This window comes from Thermodesulforhabdus norvegica, assembly GCF_900114975.1.
Lineage (GTDB): Bacteria > Desulfobacterota > Syntrophobacteria > Syntrophobacterales > Thermodesulforhabdaceae > Thermodesulforhabdus > Thermodesulforhabdus norvegica.
In genome coordinates this window covers 56135-72379 of record NZ_FOUU01000012.1, presented here as the reverse complement: position 1 = coordinate 72379, position 16245 = coordinate 56135, and the positions used below count along the sequence as shown (strand labels likewise).

16 protein-coding genes are annotated in these 16245 nt (G+C 50.0%); 11 read left to right on the top strand and 5 right to left on the bottom strand.

Going from position 1 to position 16245, the window contains the following annotated elements; translation table 11 throughout:
• The 6 genes from metK to BM091_RS12730 form a co-directional block, all read left to right on the top strand.
• On the top strand, positions 1 to 1131 hold a 1131-nt coding region (gene metK, locus BM091_RS12755; RefSeq protein WP_093396308.1), incomplete at its 5' end, for a methionine adenosyltransferase.
• A gap of 28 nt (positions 1132 to 1159) precedes the next feature.
• On the top strand, positions 1160 to 2416 hold the full coding sequence (gene ahcY / locus BM091_RS12750; protein WP_093396306.1) for an adenosylhomocysteinase: 1257 nt from the start codon (positions 1160 to 1162) through the stop codon (positions 2414 to 2416).
• A gap of 15 nt (positions 2417 to 2431) precedes the next feature.
• Positions 2432 to 3637, top strand: coding sequence for a murein transglycosylase A (gene mltA / locus BM091_RS12745; protein WP_093396305.1), 1206 nt, complete (start codon positions 2432 to 2434; stop codon positions 3635 to 3637).
• A 13-nt stretch (positions 3638 to 3650) separates the two neighbouring features.
• Entirely contained in the window at positions 3651 to 4481 is an 831-nt protein-coding gene (locus BM091_RS12740) for an undecaprenyl-diphosphate phosphatase (protein ID WP_093396303.1), read from the top strand.
• 13 nt (positions 4482 to 4494) lie between these two features.
• Positions 4495 to 6705, top strand: coding sequence for an ABC transporter substrate-binding protein (locus tag BM091_RS12735; protein ID WP_093396302.1), 2211 nt, complete (start codon positions 4495 to 4497; stop codon positions 6703 to 6705).
• A 172-nt stretch (positions 6706 to 6877) separates the two neighbouring features.
• Complete coding sequence (locus BM091_RS12730) at positions 6878 to 7381, top strand: putative metalloprotease CJM1_0395 family protein (RefSeq protein WP_093396300.1); 504 nt, start codon at positions 6878 to 6880, stop codon at positions 7379 to 7381.
• Here the strand turns inward: BM091_RS12730 and BM091_RS12725 are convergent.
• Genes BM091_RS12725 through BM091_RS12705 form a run of 5 tightly spaced genes read right to left on the bottom strand, consistent with a single transcriptional unit; the run spans position 7372 to position 12340 of the window.
• The gene (locus BM091_RS12725; RefSeq protein ID WP_093396299.1) at positions 7372 to 8346 is read right to left on the bottom strand and encodes a P1 family peptidase; all 975 of its coding nucleotides are present in this window, start codon (positions 8344 to 8346) and stop codon (positions 7372 to 7374) included. The genes BM091_RS12730 and BM091_RS12725 overlap by 10 nt on opposite strands.
• Positions 8343 to 9107 (bottom strand): HD domain-containing protein, encoded by a 765-nt coding sequence (locus tag BM091_RS12720; protein ID WP_093396297.1) that lies wholly within the window; start codon positions 9105 to 9107, stop codon positions 8343 to 8345. The genes BM091_RS12725 and BM091_RS12720 overlap by 4 nt, the downstream gene beginning before the upstream one ends.
• Positions 9108 to 9113: 6 nt before the next feature.
• Positions 9114 to 9368 carry a hypothetical protein gene (locus tag BM091_RS12715; RefSeq protein ID WP_093396295.1) on the bottom strand — a complete coding sequence of 85 codons (255 nt, stop codon included), beginning with the start codon at positions 9366 to 9368 and terminating at the stop codon, positions 9114 to 9116.
• The gene (locus BM091_RS12710) at positions 9361 to 9873 is read right to left on the bottom strand and encodes a Crp/Fnr family transcriptional regulator (protein WP_093396294.1); all 513 of its coding nucleotides are present in this window, start codon (positions 9871 to 9873) and stop codon (positions 9361 to 9363) included. The genes BM091_RS12715 and BM091_RS12710 overlap by 8 nt, the downstream gene beginning before the upstream one ends.
• The gene (locus tag BM091_RS12705; protein WP_093396292.1) at positions 9851 to 12340 is read right to left on the bottom strand and encodes an ABC transporter ATP-binding protein/permease; all 2490 of its coding nucleotides are present in this window, start codon (positions 12338 to 12340) and stop codon (positions 9851 to 9853) included. Before BM091_RS12705 ends, BM091_RS12710 begins: the two co-directional genes overlap by 23 nt.
• Before the next feature lie 95 nt (positions 12341 to 12435).
• Here BM091_RS12705 and BM091_RS12700 point away from each other — a divergent pair, with 95 nt between their 5' ends.
• From BM091_RS12700 to BM091_RS12680, 5 genes are all read left to right on the top strand, one after another.
• Entirely contained in the window at positions 12436 to 12864 is a 429-nt protein-coding gene (locus BM091_RS12700) for a Fur family transcriptional regulator (RefSeq protein WP_093396290.1), read from the top strand.
• Entirely contained in the window at positions 12846 to 13427 is a 582-nt protein-coding gene (gene rbr, locus BM091_RS12695) for a rubrerythrin (protein WP_093396288.1), read from the top strand. Before BM091_RS12700 ends, rbr begins: the two co-directional genes overlap by 19 nt.
• A gap of 73 nt (positions 13428 to 13500) precedes the next feature.
• A complete protein-coding gene (locus BM091_RS12690) occupies positions 13501 to 13683 on the top strand; it encodes a rubredoxin (protein ID WP_093396287.1) in 183 nt (60 codons plus the stop codon).
• 19 nt (positions 13684 to 13702) lie between these two features.
• Complete coding sequence (locus tag BM091_RS12685; RefSeq protein ID WP_093396285.1) at positions 13703 to 14902, top strand: FprA family A-type flavoprotein; 1200 nt, start codon at positions 13703 to 13705, stop codon at positions 14900 to 14902.
• A 16-nt stretch (positions 14903 to 14918) separates the two neighbouring features.
• On the top strand, positions 14919 to 16232 hold the full coding sequence (locus BM091_RS12680) for a cytochrome ubiquinol oxidase subunit I (protein WP_093396283.1): 1314 nt from the start codon (positions 14919 to 14921) through the stop codon (positions 16230 to 16232).
• Positions 16233 to 16245: the final 13 nt, after the last annotated feature.

Below are 16245 nucleotides of genomic sequence, written 5' to 3'. Positions count from 1 at the left end.
GAAGGTCATCCTGACAAGGTAGCGGATCAGATATCCGATGCCATACTTGATGCCATTATGAAGGAGGACAAGAACTGCCGGGTGGCCTGTGAGACCCTCGTCACAACGGGCCTCGTCTTCGTAGCCGGCGAAATAACAACTTCCACCTGGGTGGACATCCCCGAAATCGCCCGCCAGACCATAAAAGAAATAGGCTACAACGACTCCAACATGGGCTTCGACTGGGAAACCTGCGCCGTCATAACCAGCATAGATAAACAATCTCCAGACATCGCCATTGGAGTAAACCCAGGAGAAGGACTCTTCGAAGAAATGGGAGCCGGAGATCAGGGACTGATGTTCGGATTCGCCTGCGATGAAACACCCGTATTCATGCCCATGCCCATATATTACGCCCACAGAATCACAAAAAAACTCGCCGAAGTAAGAAAAAACGGCGTCCTCGACTTCCTGCGCCCCGACGGTAAAAGCCAGGTCACCGTGGAATACGAAAACGGAAGACCCATCAGAATCGAAGCCATCGTCGTCGCCGCCCAGCACACCCCAAACGTCTCCTACTCCACCATCAAAGAAGGAATCATCGAAGAGGTAATAAAAAAGGTCATCCCAGAACACCTAATAGACAGCAAAACCAAATTCTTCATAAACTCCACAGGCCGCTTCGTAATCGGCGGACCCATGGCAGACACCGGCCTCACAGGCCGAAAAATAATCTGCGACACCTACGGAGGACAGGGAAGCCACGGCGGAGGCTGCTTCTCAGGAAAAGACCCCACAAAAGTCGATAGAAGCGCCTCCTACATGGCAAGATACGTCGCCAAAAACATAGTCGCCGCAGGCCTCGCAAAAAAAGTCGAAATCCAGGTCGCCTACAGTATTGGCGTCGCAGAACCCGTCAGCCTCATGGTCGATACCTTCGGTACAGGCACAATAAAACCCGACGACCGAATAGCCGAAATAGTAAAAGAAGTCTTCAGCTTCAAACCCGCAAACATGATAAACCACCTCAAACTCCTGAGACCCATCTACAAAAAAACCGCATGCTACGGCCACTTCGGAAGAAACGACCCAGACTTCACATGGGAAAAAACAGACATGGTCGACATACTTAAAGAAAAAGCAGGTCTGTAACGGTTAAAGAAAAACGAAAGGAGGTAGAATGGATTATCACATCAAAGATCCAGCGCTTGCGGAGCAGGGTAAGTTACGGATCGAATGGGCCGCTCAATCCATGCGAGTTCTCAAAACCATTAAGGAAAGGTTCGCGACGGAAAAACCCCTTAAGGGCCTTAAGATATCGGCCTGTCTTCATGTCACGACCGAAACCGCTTATCTTATGCAGACCCTTAAGGCAGGCGGTGCCGAAGTCCGCCTCTGTGCTTCCAATCCCCTGAGCACTCAGGACGATGTGGCCGCATCTCTTGTAGTTCACGACGACATCCCTGTTTTTGCCATTAAAGGAGAAGACCGGGATACCTATTACCGCCACATCCATCAGGCCCTTGCCCATGAACCTCACATAACGATGGACGACGGGGCCGACCTCGTTACAACAGTCCACACGGACAAGAAAGACCTGCTCTCGGGAATCATAGGCGGCACGGAGGAAACCACAACCGGTGTAATCCGGCTCAGAAGCATGGCCGAAAAAGGGGTTCTGGCCTATCCCATCATCGCCGTCAATGATGCAGACACGAAGCATCTTTTCGATAACCGATACGGTACAGGTCAGAGTACCATAGACGGGATTATCAGGGCCACGAACAGGCTAATTGCCGGAAGTGTCTTCGTCGTTTGTGGATACGGATGGTGCGGTCGTGGCGTTGCTATGAGGGCCCGGGGAATGGGTGCCAGGGTAATCGTTACGGAGGTCAACCCCATAAGAGCCCTTGAAGCGGTAATGGACGGCTTTGAGGTCATGCCCATTATGGAAGCGGCCAGGGTGGGCGACTTCTTCTGTACCCTGACGGGAAACACCAGCGTAATCCGAAAAGAACACTTTGAGGTTATGAAGGACGGAGCTATTGTTTCCAACTCAGGGCATTTTAACGTTGAGCTCGATCTCGAATCTCTGGCGTCCATTGCTAAATCCCGCAGGACCATCAGACCTTTCGTAGAAGAATTCACCCTGTCTGACGGAAGGAGAATCTACGTTCTTGCCGAAGGCCGCCTTGTCAATCTCGCAGCAGCCGAGGGCCATCCTTCAAGCGTCATGGATATGAGCTTTGCAAATCAGGCTCTTTCGGTAGAATATCTGGTAAAAAAGGGGTCTTCGCTGTCCAAATCCGTTCACCCTGTCCCAAAGGAGATTGACGAAAATATAGCAATGATAAAACTGTCTTCGATGAATATCCGTATAGATTCTCTTACGGAAGAACAGGTTAAATATCTCTCATCCTGGGAACTGGGTACCTGAACGGCTTTCCGTCCCATGGCAATTCGCCTGCTCTTGATTATTATCGCACCTCTGATATGGGTTCTGGGAACTTCGGGTTGCATCAGAAGACCCGAAGTTCTCCCTCCCGAAAAAAGGGTTTCCTTCTTACCGGTAAAAGTGCCCCACACATTGGTCAGAAAGCTCTCTTTTACCGACAACGGATCGCGTGAAAGCCTGGAACTGGCGATCACCAGGAGCATAGAGTATTACAGTCGGTTGCCCGAAGGGCGTATTATGGAAATAGCGGGACTGGAATTCAGCGCGGGATCGTACAAAAGGGCCCTTACCTCTTTTCTCGAAATGCTCCGGGAAGGGGACATTGGGACGGAAAATATTTTAAGGGTTTTCGATCTTTATACTTACTGTAGCCGGGAAGAAGAGTTCTGTGGAAGAATGCTCATCACGGGTTATTATGAACCCATAATTGAAGGATCGTATAAAAAAGATGAGACTTACAGATTTCCCGTCTATCCCCAGCCCGATGATCTGCTACGCGTAAATCTACCCGAATTCGGCATTACCTGTTCGAACCGTCCGGTACTATTCGGTCGGGCTTTCAATGGGAAGCTTGTTCCGTATTTTACGAGAAAAGAAATAGATGAGGGGGCGTTGCGGAAGCTTACCCCGCTCTTCTGGGCCAGAGATCCCGTTGAACTCTTTTTTCTTCATATCCAGGGATCCGGAGTTGTGGCCTTTCCCGACGGCTCAAGCCGGAGGGTGGGTTATGCGGCAAGCAACGGACGACCCTACAGAAGCATCGGCAAATACATGATCGAAAAAGGTTACATTCCCGAAGAAGGTATGTCCATGCAGGCCATTCGAGATTTCCTTTTGCAGAACCGGGACATCATGTGGGAAATTCTATGGCATAATGAAAGCTATGTCTTTTTCCGATGGGTCGAGGAAGGTCCTCAGGGAAGCCTGGGTGTTGTCCTTACTCCGGAACGCTCTGTCGCAAGTGACAGAAGGTTTTATCCTGCCGGAATTCTGAGTTATCTTTCCACCGTAGTCCCGAGACGAAATGGAACGGCCGTTTCTTTCAACAAATGGGTGCTTCATCAGGACACGGGTGGTGCCATAAAAGGCCCATTCCGGCTTGACCTTTTTTTCGGGACGGGAAGTGAAGCCGGAAACCTTGCGGGGAAGATGAAACATCAGGGCACCCTTTTCTTTCTCCTCCCCAGGAACGCTCACATGTAAGGGAGAACGTCACATGGATGCCGTTACATCCGTTGCTCTGGGCCTCATTCAGGGACTTACCGAGTTCCTTCCCATAAGCAGTTCCGGACACCTGGTTCTGGGGCAACATCTTTTTGGAATAAAGGAGCCGGATCTCCTGTTCGATGCAGCCCTTCATGTAGCAACGCTTTTTGCCGTGGTTATTGTTTTCAGGCACGAGGTGGTTAAAGTCCTGAAAGAGTTTTTAAATGCCTTGTCCAGAACACTGCGCACTCCATCGGACTGCAGGCTCCTTTTCGGAACGGCCGCATGGAAAATTTTTCTGGGAACACTACCTGCTGTTTTCACCGGACTCACCTTTCAGACGGAGATTGAAGAGCTTTTTTCCAGTCCCAAGCTTGTTTGTTTAAGCCTTATTATAACGGGCACACTGTTGTGGCTTACAAGATACGCCGGGGCCCGTGGAACGGTACGCTCCCATGACACTTCAAAAGAAATTCCCTCGGTGACCTGGCAGAAGGCTTTGATCGTCGGGATTGCTCAGGCCTGTGCACTTGCACCGGGTATTTCGCGGTCGGGTGCTACCATTGCCGTGGCTCTGCTTTCCGGATGTAATCGGGAAGACGCCGGAAAGTTTTCTTTTTTGCTTCTCATACCCGCCGCCACGGGCGCTTTTGTCCTTCAGGTTTTAGGTGCGAGTGATGTTACCGCATCGGCAACTCCGCTACTGCTGGGATCCTCGGTTGCATTCCTGAGCGGTTATGGGGCGCTTCTATTACTGCTCATGCTGGTAAAAAAGGGAAATCTTCACCATTTTGCCTGGTACTGCTGGGCTCTGGGTTTTGCGGGACTTCTGCTTATGTAAGGCGAGGGCTGTAATGATCCCGTTCATCCATGAAATCTGGCAGTGGGTAATCTCCTGGTCGGCCACTCCTTATGCGGAATATGTTTTGTTCCTGGTGGCCTTTGCCGAATCGTCCTTTTTCCCAATCCCACCCGATGTTCTGCTGATAACGATGGGAATGGCACGCCCTGAAAAAGCCCTTTTCTTCTCCTGCCTGTGCACAGTCGGTTCGGTTCTGGGCGGTATGGCCGGCTACGCCATAGGGCGTTTTGGAGGTCGGCCGCTTCTTATTAAACTGGTCTCCAGACCCAGGATAGACAAGGTTGAAGGAGCCTACAACAGGTATGACGTCTGGGCAGTGGGTCTTGCAGCTTTTACTCCCATCCCCTACAAAGTTTTTACGATCAGCGCGGGGGCTTTCGTATTGAACATCCCCAGGTTTGTACTGGCGTCAACGGTCGGTCGGGGAGCAAGGTTCTTTCTAATCGGATTACTTTTTTATTTCTTCGGAGCGCCCATCGGAAAGTGGATTGAAGAATACTTAAACGCAATAACCCTGGTTCTGGGGGCATTATTTGTCGTATTCCTGGTGCTTGTCCAGATCTTTTCTCGGTACCGGAGGAAAAGAAAAGAAAAAAGCAACCTGAGCAGGACCTGCCTTAACGCGGCGTTACTTTTTGTTCTCTCCACGACCTCACTGGGAGCTTCGGGGGCTTTGTGGGAAGAAAGGGAGGGGGACTGGCTGGTTGTTCATCTCGGCGCCGAACCGTCCACTTTAAATCCCATAACCGCAACGGATGTTTATGCATCGAGAATAAACGAATACATCTACGAGTCTCTTCTTAAACGTGACGAAAAAACGATGAAACTGGTTCCGGTACTTGCCGAAAGGTGGGAAGTTTCAGAAGATCATCTGACATACACATTTTTTCTCAGAAAAGATGTTAGATGGCATGACGGTCATCCCTTCACTGCCCGCGATGTGTTGTTCAGTTATGAACGCATAATGGATCCTACCGTGGACGCAGCCCACCTTAGAAACTATTACCAGGACATTGCCAGGGTTGATGCTATAGACGATTACACCGTCCGTTTCCAATATAAAAAACCTTATTTTCGCGCTCTAGAATTTTGCGGAGGAATACCCATTGTGCCGGCCCATGTCTTCAGGGAAGCCGGCGACTTCAACAGTCATCCGATCGGAAGGCGACCTATCGGGACCGGTCCCTACAGGTTTGAAAAGTGGGAAACCGGTAAGGAAATTGTCCTGACCCGTAACGAAGAGTACTGGGGTACCAGACCCTATCTCAGAAAAATTGTGTTCAAGGTAATAACGGATTCCACGGTAGCCTTACAGGTTTTGAAACAGCAGGGTCTTGATCTAATGGGGCTTCAACCAATACAGTGGCTTTTCCAGACAAGAGGAAAGCGCTTCAACAGAAACTATCGGAAATTGAGCTACTATCTACCTCAATACAGCTATATCGGATGGAACCTCAGAAAACCCTGGTTTGAAGACAAACGCGTCCGACAGGCCATGACGATGCTAATAGATCGAAAAACCATACTGGAAAAGCTTCTTTTCGGATTGGGAACGATCGTCACGGGCCCCTTTTACGTCAACAGCCCCGACTACAATAAAGACATCCACCCGTACCCCTACGATCCTCAAAAGGCGGTGAAACTTCTCGAAGAGGCAGGATGGACGGACCACGACGGAGACGGAATAAGAGACAAAAATGGAATCCCCTTTTCCTTCGAGTTTCTTATATCGGCGGGGTCAAGGTTCGCAGAGCAACTGGCAACAATAATGCAGGAAAGCCTGAAAGAGGTCGGTATTGAGATGCACATAAGGCGGCTGGAGTGGGCGGTCTTCATACAGAAGATTCAGTCTCGAGATTTCGATGCCTGCACTCTGGGGTGGAGTCTTGGATGGGAATCGGATCCCTACCAGGTCTGGCACTCTTCTCAGGCCGAACAGGGCTCCAACTTTGTGGGCTTTCGTAACGATGAAGCCGACCTTATCATAGAAAAAGCCCGAAGAGAGTTTGACCCAGAAAGACGCCGAAGGCTTTATCACCGATTCCACGAGATCCTGCACGAAGAGCAGCCTTATACCTTTCTTTTCACGATGAAAGCCCTGGTAGCCGTGCACAAAAGATTTCAGGACGTTTACGTCTATCCGATGGGGCTGAACCCTCTGGAATGGTGGGTTCCCGAGGGTCAACGCATGTATTCGCCTTAGCTAACATGCACCTTTTGGGACGAGTACCGCCGGTTTATTAAGTCTTCGTCAAACCCTGTGAATCCAATCGGAGGGGTGGAAATTATCACCGGGGGGCATTGGTACTTGATGAGTCCCCGTCGGTTAAGTATTATTATTTGTGGATTGCTCTGTCAGTTCTACGGAGCGGAATATGATTCAGGCCGTGAACAGAACACAAGAAAGCTATCCTGTGGATCAGTCTCAGGCCGCACCGTTCCGTAACAAAAGCGTTCAGGGCCTCTCGGAAGAAGAAATCAAAAAAATTCAGAAGTTGAAGCAGCGTGACCGTGAGGTCAGGACTCATGAGCAGGCTCACATAGCGGCAGGGGGTCGATACGTTCGCGGAGCTGCTCGTTTTGAATATGAAAGAGGGCCTGACGGAAAGCTGTATGCCGTAGGCGGGGAGGTATCTCTTGATGTTAGCCCCGTTCCAAACGACCCCGAGGCCACCATCGAAAAGATGCAGGTCATAAAACGGGCAGCCCTCGCCCCGGCTCAACCTTCGGCGCAGGACAGGCTCATTGCGGCAAGGGCTGATATGGAAATTCAGCAGGCAAGGCAGGAGCTTCTTTCAAGAAAGGCTCAGGATGCCTACACCGGTTATCGGTTTTCCGGTTCCTCGGACGGCCAGACGACTCTGTCAATCTATGCCTGAATCTCCTTCCAGGCGGGAATCCCTTTTACTCCAACGGCACTCCTGACGGCTCTTACTATGGCTTCGGATACCGCATCGGCCGCCAGGTGTCCAACCACAGAAGTCTCAACACCCTTCAGGTCTCCACAGCTAATGGCAAATATCGTATCACCGTCGTATTGAGTATGAGCCGGAACAACGGTTCGGGCTATGCCATCGTGAGCCATCTGGGCAACCTTGGTCAGTTGAGTTTTGTTCATTTCGGCATTCGTTGCCACCACGCCTATGACCGTATTATTACCATCAGGAAAGCCCCGCAACACTTTTAAGCCTCTGATGCATTCACGGGCATCGGCAAGCTCTCTGCTGTCGGGGCTCTTGCGACATCCTGCAAGCAGTCGTCCTTCCCGGGGATCCCATATGTCTCCGAAAGCATTTACAACCATGAGGGCTGCGACCTTCAACCCGTAGGGAGTGGTGATGCAATAACTTCCAAGTCCTCCTTTCATGGCCCTTTCAAGCCCGAAGAGTTTCCCCACGGTGGCTCCTGCACCGGCTCCAACGTTTCCGCATAAGACCGGTTCGGAGCTGGCACATCTGCAGGCTTCATAGCCGAGGTCCGAATCGGGCTTTTTGCCGCCTTTGTTTATACCGAGGTCAAAGATTATTGCTCCACAGACTATAGGCACCTTCTCGTAACCGGTCTCAAAGCCGACATTGTTTTCCTTTAGAAACCTTCTGACTCCATCTCCTACGGCAAGGCCAAAGGCGCTCCCCCCGCTCAGGAATATCCCGTGAACCCTTTCCACGAGATTCACAGGAGCCAGAGAATCGGTCCCGTATGTGCCGGGAGCACCTCCCCGGATGTCTACGCCGGCAGGACAACCTTCGGGAGGGGTGAGTATCACGGTGCACCCTGAGAGAAATCCCTCTACGTGAGCGTGACCGACCTTAAGGCCCAACACGGCCGTCAGGGTGTCGTTCATTTTTCGCCTCCCACTTCGTCCAAAAGGTAGCGGTAGATTTGCCGTCCCAATTCGAGCCCCTGATCGATGATTTCAGGGCCAAAGGACTTTCCGGTTGTGGTCCTGAAGGTCTGGCGAATACGCTCAATTCCCTGAATTCCCCAGGGAAAACGATCTACTAGCTCCTCAATGCTCATATTTCTGTATTCTACAATACACCAGAGTGTGTGAGTAAAGGTGTCACAACCCCAGCGGAATTTGTCCGCATCGTACAGACAGTCACTGAGGAGCTGGGAAGCGGGATCAATACAGGGTACAGGCCTGATAAAGGCCTCATGGTTTCTTATTGCACGGCAGATGGCCGAAATCTCTTCGTTCGATAGGGGAAAGGATCTGAGTTCTTCAGCAGCCCTCTGAGCCCCCCGTTCGGCATGATTTTCTTCAAGGCGGCATATGTCGTGGAAAAGGCCCGCAAGAAGGCCGAGGATCATCATACGATTTATTTTCTCCTGAGGCATGGAGATACCCGTCAGCTCAACAGACAGAAGGGTAGCACAATCCCAACCCACCTTTCGGCTGTGGGATATGCCATGCCCCAGGCAGTCTATTGATTCAAGCTCCGGTTCGATGTGCTCCCGCACCATTTGCACAAGAGGATCGTTGAAATACAAATGTCTTGCCTTGGCATGATGATGAGAAAATTTTGAGTAAAACTCCGGAAGGCCGTATCTGGAGGCCAGATAAAGAGCAAGGTTTTTCAATCTGTGGGCCGAGTTCTTCATTTTGCCTCAATCCAGCCGAAATTTTTCCGCGATAACGCGCCTGAACCTCGGAAGATAAATCAAATCAAAGGTTTCCTCTTTTCCCGGAAACAACTCCATGGCGTATCTTTTCACGCCTGCAACGGTTCTCTGACACTCCTCCAGGGTGATGTTGGCCTGGGCAATATAGGCCAGGGCAAAGCGAACCAGCCACTGAAGCCTTCTGATCTTTCGATCTTCTTCTTTCACTTCCTCCGGGCTAACAACTCTGCCTTCAGACATAGCGACACTCCAGCACCTGCATTTCCAGAAGTCTTTCCTCCATTGCTACAATCCTTCTTATCATAATGTCCAGAACCTTTATTGCAACTTCCGGAAACTGTACGATAAACCTTCGAAAGGCATCTCGTTCCAGGGTAAGGCATACCGTATCAACGGCGGCCCGGGCGGAAAAGAGCCGTCTGATATCTGACAAAAGCGCCAGCCCCCCGAAAAACTCACCTTCCTTGAGTTCTTCGAGGAGGTAAGACTTATCTTTGTAGTGCCTGTACAGCTGGACCCTGCCGGAGACCAGAATATATCCACGAGCATCGGGATCTCTCTGTTTGAAAAGAAATGTGCCCTGTGGGAAGGTGACCTTCTGGCTAAGATAGGCCATAACCTTAAGCTTATCGATGGGAACGACGGAAAAGGCATCCACATTGCGAAGGATTTTCATGTATTCATTAAGCTCACACTGACACGAAGCCCTATGAAGCAAGCTTTCAAAATCCGCTAACGAGTTCATAAAGAACCCCTTTTTTCTGCATCAACTCATCGTAACTTCCCTGTTCTATTATCTTTCCGGCCTTCATAACACAAATCATATCGTAATTCTTAACGAGCTCCAACCGGTGTAGTACCGAAAATATGGTCGCACGACCTCGAAATTTTCTTTCTATAAGCGAGTGAATCCGTTGCTGCGAAGCGTTATCAAGGCTGGCGGTGGCTTCGTCCAGAATGAGAATTTTGGGTTTTTTCAGTAAGACTCGAGCTATGGCCAGTTTCTGTTTCTGACCGCCGGAAAGACGATCTCCCTTTGCCCCGACTTCAAAATCAAGGCCCTTTTGAAGCAGTGCCCCTTCCATACGGGCTTTCTTAATAACCGACAATACGGCACCGTTGACCTCACCTTCTGCATGAGAGTACTCGGAGCGGACGGTACCGAAAATTATGTTTCGAAATATGGGATAGGAAGTTATGTAGGCATCCTCTTCTATAAATTCGAAAAGATCGGGATAACGCTCCTCTATGAATCGTCTAAAAGGCCTTCGACAGCGCACAACGTAGGACATAAAAGGTAAAGGGAGTTTTAACATGGTGTGGAAGCGCTGAGTAAACCTCAGAGCAAGACGGATACAGGCCAGCTTTTCGGACATTCTCATCCTGTCGGGATCCTTATTAGATGCAACGAGTGACTTAAAGTATTCGACCTCTTCCGGGTTCACAGGCGTTGAACGGAAAAAGAAGGAATCCTCTTCAATGTCACGAAGCACCTCCAGGGTTTCTCTGGCAAGGTGCAGCCCAAGAAGAGTCAGCGGGATAAACAACCCCAGATTATCAAGAACCTCAGGGGCATCCTCTAACTCCAGAAGAACCTCTTCGGCAGGCCTGCCGTCTTTAGGTGCTCCAAAGACAAGGTTGGTAGCAAGTGAACAGTACTCCAGGTAGGTATCGGCATCAAACCTCTCCACCAGAACGGAAGCCCCATCGTGGCACTCTTCGTGAAAGAGCCTACGGAGTCTAATAATTTCCGGCACCAGATGCTCGTCTTCGGGAAATCGGAGACGAGAATTCAGTCCAAAACCTATAATATCATCCTCAAGGCCCACATCCCGAATGATTTCGTAAACCTCATCGTCCGATGGTTTCACCACCGGCGAATCACCTCTATTGTGAGACTCCAGCGCCCTGCAGGCATAGAGAAGGTTATCCCTTATGGTGCCATCGAAGATAAAAGGAAACTGGGCAACGTAGCCCAGAAAACGACTGAGGTCCGACTTGGGAATATCTTTCAATTCCCGGCCGTCTAACTTAACCTGACCACTGTGATATTCGTAGAGTTGAGCCAGAACCATGACCAGGGTGCTTTTGCCGCTGCCGGAAAATCCCACCAGAGCAATCTGACTGCCGGGTTTAGCATCAAAGGAGATGCCGTCAAGGAGTGGATGGCCGTCCACATAAAAGGCCACGTCATGGGCTTCCACTTCACCCTTAAGGAGCGGAACGATCACCTGCCCGTCACCTTCAATTATGAAGGGAGACTTCACGTTAAAGTAACTCATAACCCTTTTGTAGCGCACCGTCGCATCCTGATAGGTCTGGTAATACTGCATTAGCTCTTTCCAGGGGTCGTACAGCTTTTCATAGGCCGAAAGGAAGGCCACCAGGGCTCCGAGGTCAAGCCGCCCTTTTATACTCAGGTATCCCCCAAGAATAAAAAGAACGAAAGGACCCAGACTCTGGAAAAAGTTATTCGTGAACTTGATAAAAAGCTTAACCCTGCTCATTCTGAACCTAGTTTTAAACAGCTCAACGGCAATACTGGTAAACCTTTGTATTTCCAGAAGATGGCTTCCGTTTCCGTGGATTTCGTGAATTCCCGAAACGGATTCGTCCAGGGTATTGCTGAGCCTTCGGGTGATATCTATTCTACGTCTATTTAATTTGTTGTATTTCTTTTGCAGAAACGGGATAATTACAAGCTCAAGTGGATATACCGAAAAACTGACAACAGCAAGGAGGGGATTCAAATAAAGCATGTATCCCGCAAAGGCTGCAAGGGTCAGCAGGTTGACCAGAGGGGTTGCGATGGCCGACCCGAGGAATTCGGCCACGGCAGATAATTCGCCAACGACTGCCGAGATTACAAGCCCGGGCGGGGCTTTTCGGAAGAAATGGACCGGGAGGGAGATGATATGTTCGTAGAGCTGTCGCCTTATCTCCGTTGTAATACGCTCGCCTATGTAGGCCTGTATTACGTTTATTACATACTTCAGAATACCGGCGAGCACGACCGCGGCCAGATAAAGCCCACAGTAAAGGAGCAGGAGGTCTACAGAACGCATGCCTATCGCGAGGTTTACTATTCTTTTCTGCATTTCCAGGGGCAGTACTCTGAAGAAGGTGGCAGCAACGATCAATAGAACAAGCAGGGCCTGAAGGCCCCGCAGGTATCGAAAGATCCAGGAAAATATGGACTTTTGCGTTACCATTTTGTTTTCCTTAAAAAGGTGGAATTCATTTTGTACCCGGGAGGGCTTGACTTTATGCAAACGGTTCTTAATTTCATCATGAAACGGAGTAAACCATGAGAATGACCAGACAACGAAAAGCAATACTCGATGCTATGAGAAAACTCAAGACCCATCCAACAGCAGACGAACTCTACAGGATGCTCAAGCGGTCTCATCCTCGAATAAGTCTCGCCACCGTTTACAGAAACCTTGAAATCTTAGCCCAGGAAGGTTTCATCCGCAGACTCGATCTCGGGGGAAGTAATCAGCGTCGCTACGACGGCAACCCATCGCCGCACTGGCACGTTCACTGCCAGAACTGCGGGAAAATAGGTGACGTCCTGATAGACGAAAATATTGACATTCTATCCAGAATAAAATCAAGCGAAGATTTCGATGTTTACAAAGTAAACCTGGAATTCTGGGGGTTGTGTCCGCAGTGCAAAGAAAAGCTCCAAAAGTTGCAGGAAAAGGAGGAATCGCAATGGCAGAAAAATCGTTAAAAGGCACCAGAACTGAACAGAATCTGCTAACGGCTTTCGCCGGTGAGTCCCAGGCAAGAAACCGATATACTTACTTCGCATCAAAGGCCAGAGAAGAAGGCTACGAGCAGATTGCTGCAATTTTCGAAGAGACGGCCAATCAGGAAAAAGAGCATGCCAAGCGCCTTTTCAAGTTTCTCGAGGGAGGCGAGGTAAAAATCGAAGCATCTTTCCCAGCCGGCGTAATCGGAAGCACTCTCGATAATCTTTACGCCGCAGCAGCAGGCGAACATTACGAGACAACGGAAATGTATCCCACCTTCGCCAGAATTGCCGATGAGGAAGGTTTTCATGAGATCGCAACGGTTTTCAGGAACATTGCCGTCGCAGAACGTTACCATGAAAAACGCTACAAGGATCTGGCCGCCAACATAGAGGCGGGACGAGTCTTCAAGAGAGAAACACCCGTTAAGTGGCGTTGCCGCAATTGCGGGTATGTCCATGAAGGTACGGAGGCTCCTGATAAGTGCCCTGCCTGTGCCCATCCCATGGCATACTTTGAGCTGTACGGAGAAAACTGGTAACAAAACATAAACGATTCGGGGGAGAGCCTGGGGTTATGAGCTCTCCCCCCTTGTTTTTGTAAGAGGGACACAAATGGCAGAGAAAAAGGTTCTTTATCAGTGCCAGACTGCTAACTGCGGCTACATATACGACCCGGAAAAAGGCGACCGTAAGGGCAAAATACCCAGGGGAACGCCCTTTGAAGAACTTCCCGAAGACTGGAAGTGTCCGGTTTGCGGAGCCTCAAAAAAGATGTTCAAGAAAATAACCTGTTAAACACCCGGAGGGATAAAGGATGAAAGCCGTCGAGATCAAACCCGGAGTCTACTGGGTTGGGGCAATAGACTGGAACATAAGGGATTTTCACGGATACTCAACCTACATGGGAACCACTTACAACGCCTTTCTCATCGTTGATCGGGATATAACCCTTGTCGATACCGTAAAAAAACCCTTCGTAGGCGAGTTGCTTGAAAGGGTTTCTCAAATAGTGAACCCTAAAGACATACGATACCTGGTGGTAAATCACGTAGAAATGGACCACTCGGGTGGAGTACCGGAGGTCGTATCGGCCATTGAGCCGGAAAAGGTTATCTGCTCCGAGATGGGCAGGAAAGCTCTCCTTCGCCATTATCACAACCCGGACTGGCCCTACCATGTCGTCTCAACAGGCGACGTTATCTCAATAGGCTCAAAGGAACTTCACTTTCTGGAAACCCGTATGCTCCATTGGCCGGACAGCATGTTCACCTACATACCTCAGGACAGGCTCCTCATTTCGAGCGACGCCTTCGGTCAGCACTGGGCAACGAGCCAGCGTTTTGACGACGAAGTTGACGGTGAGGAGCTGATGCGCCATGCGGCAAAGTACTACGCAAACATCATACTGCTTTACTCTCCCCTCGTGCAGAAGCTCCTTGAAAAAGTGAAAAGCCTCAACCTGGACATCGATATGATCGCCCCGGATCACGGTTTGATATGGCGCAGTAATCCCCGTCGAATTATAGAGGCTTACGACCGATGGAGTCGCCAGATTGCCCGTGCCAAGGCGGTGGTGGTCTACGACACCATGTGGAAGAGTACGGAAAAAATGGCCCACGCCGTAGCCGAAGGTCTCATGGCAGAGGAGATTGAAGTAAAGCTGATGAGTCTTAAAGCCTGCCATCGCAGTGATGTGGTAACGGAAATACTGGATGCGAAAGGCGTTGCCGTGGGATCCCCGACCCTCAATAACGGCCTTTTTCCAACCGTAGCCGATCTTTTGACCTACCTGAAAGGCCTGAAACCTGCCGGTAAGCTCGGCCTGGCCTTTGGCTCTTACGGCTGGAGCGGTGAAGCAGCCAGGATAATAGCCGATTATCTCCGGGATATGAAGTTTGAGCTGGTCCAGGATCCGTTAAGGGTAAATTATGTTCCCGGCAAGGATGAACTGAAAGACTGTTTTGAAGCCGGTAAAAAACTTGGGGCTAAAATAAAGGAAAGCCTTTCTTCGTAAATCTCGGAGGTGCATGATGGATACGTTGCTCCTATCAAGACTTCAGTTTGCGGCGGCAACGTATTTTCACTTTCTCTTCGTGCCGCTTACACTGGGTTTGTCCATCCTTATTGCGTTGATGGAAACCCGGTACGCCAGAACGGGCGATGAAGTCTATCGGAGAATGGCCCGCTTCTGGGGAAAGATCTTTCTGGTAAATTTCGCCGTAGGGGTTGTTACCGGAATAACTCTGGAATTTCAGTTTGGTACCAACTGGGCAAGATACTCAAAGTACGTGGGTGATGTCTTTGGATCTCTTCTTGCAATCGAAGCCTCGGTGGCCTTCTTTCTGGAATCCACATTCATAGCAGTCTGGGCTTTCGGCTGGAACCGACTTTCTCCCAGAGCACACGCAATCAGCATGTGGCTCGTGGCAGCGGCATCCAACATCTCTGCTTTCTGGATTCTTACGGCAAATGCCTGGATGCAACGTCCTGTAGGCTATGTTATAAGAGGTCCAAGGGCAGAGCTCGAAAATTTCTGGTCCCTCATAACCAACAGCTTTGCTCTCCACGAAATTGCCCACACTCTGGCGGCCTCTTATATACTCACGGGTTTCTTTGTGGCCGGTGTCAGCGCTTATTATCTGCTGAAAAAACAGCACCTTGACCTTTTCAAGAAATCCTTTGCCCTGGGAATCAGCATGGCCCTTATTTTTTCCGTCGTGGAAGTGCTTCAGGGGCACATGCACGGAGCAGAAGTTGCCCGATATCAGCCCACCAAGCTCGCCGCAATGGAGTCCTTCTGGGAGACCAAAAGTCACGCTCCCCAGTACCTTTTTATAGTACCCGATGAAAAAAACGAAAGGAACCTTGTGGAATTTGGCGCTATCCCCGGTGCTCTTAGTATGCTGGCCTATCATTCTCCGGATGCAACCGTAAAAGGCCTGAAGGATTTTCCGAAAAACGAGCGCCCACCGGTTACCATAACCTTTATTGCCTTCAGAACAATGATCGCCCTTGGTTTTCTCTTTCCCGTTATTGCCGCCATCGGATGGTTAAAGCGAAAAACCATTGAGCTTCACCCAGGACTTTTAAAACTCTTTCTGTGGATGATCCCTCTTCCTTACATTGCGGCTCAGGCTGGATGGACGGTTGCAGAGGTAGGTCGCCAACCCTGGGTTGTTTACGGACTGATGAGAACGGCCGATGCCGTATCACCGATAGATAGAACGCAGGTAATCCTTTCTTTCGTTGGACTCGTTACACTTTACACGATTCTCGGGGCCGTTGCCGTCTATTTGATGATCCGTTTTATCAGGAAAGGCCCCGAAGCTCCGGAATCAAACTAAGGAGGGTCCGACA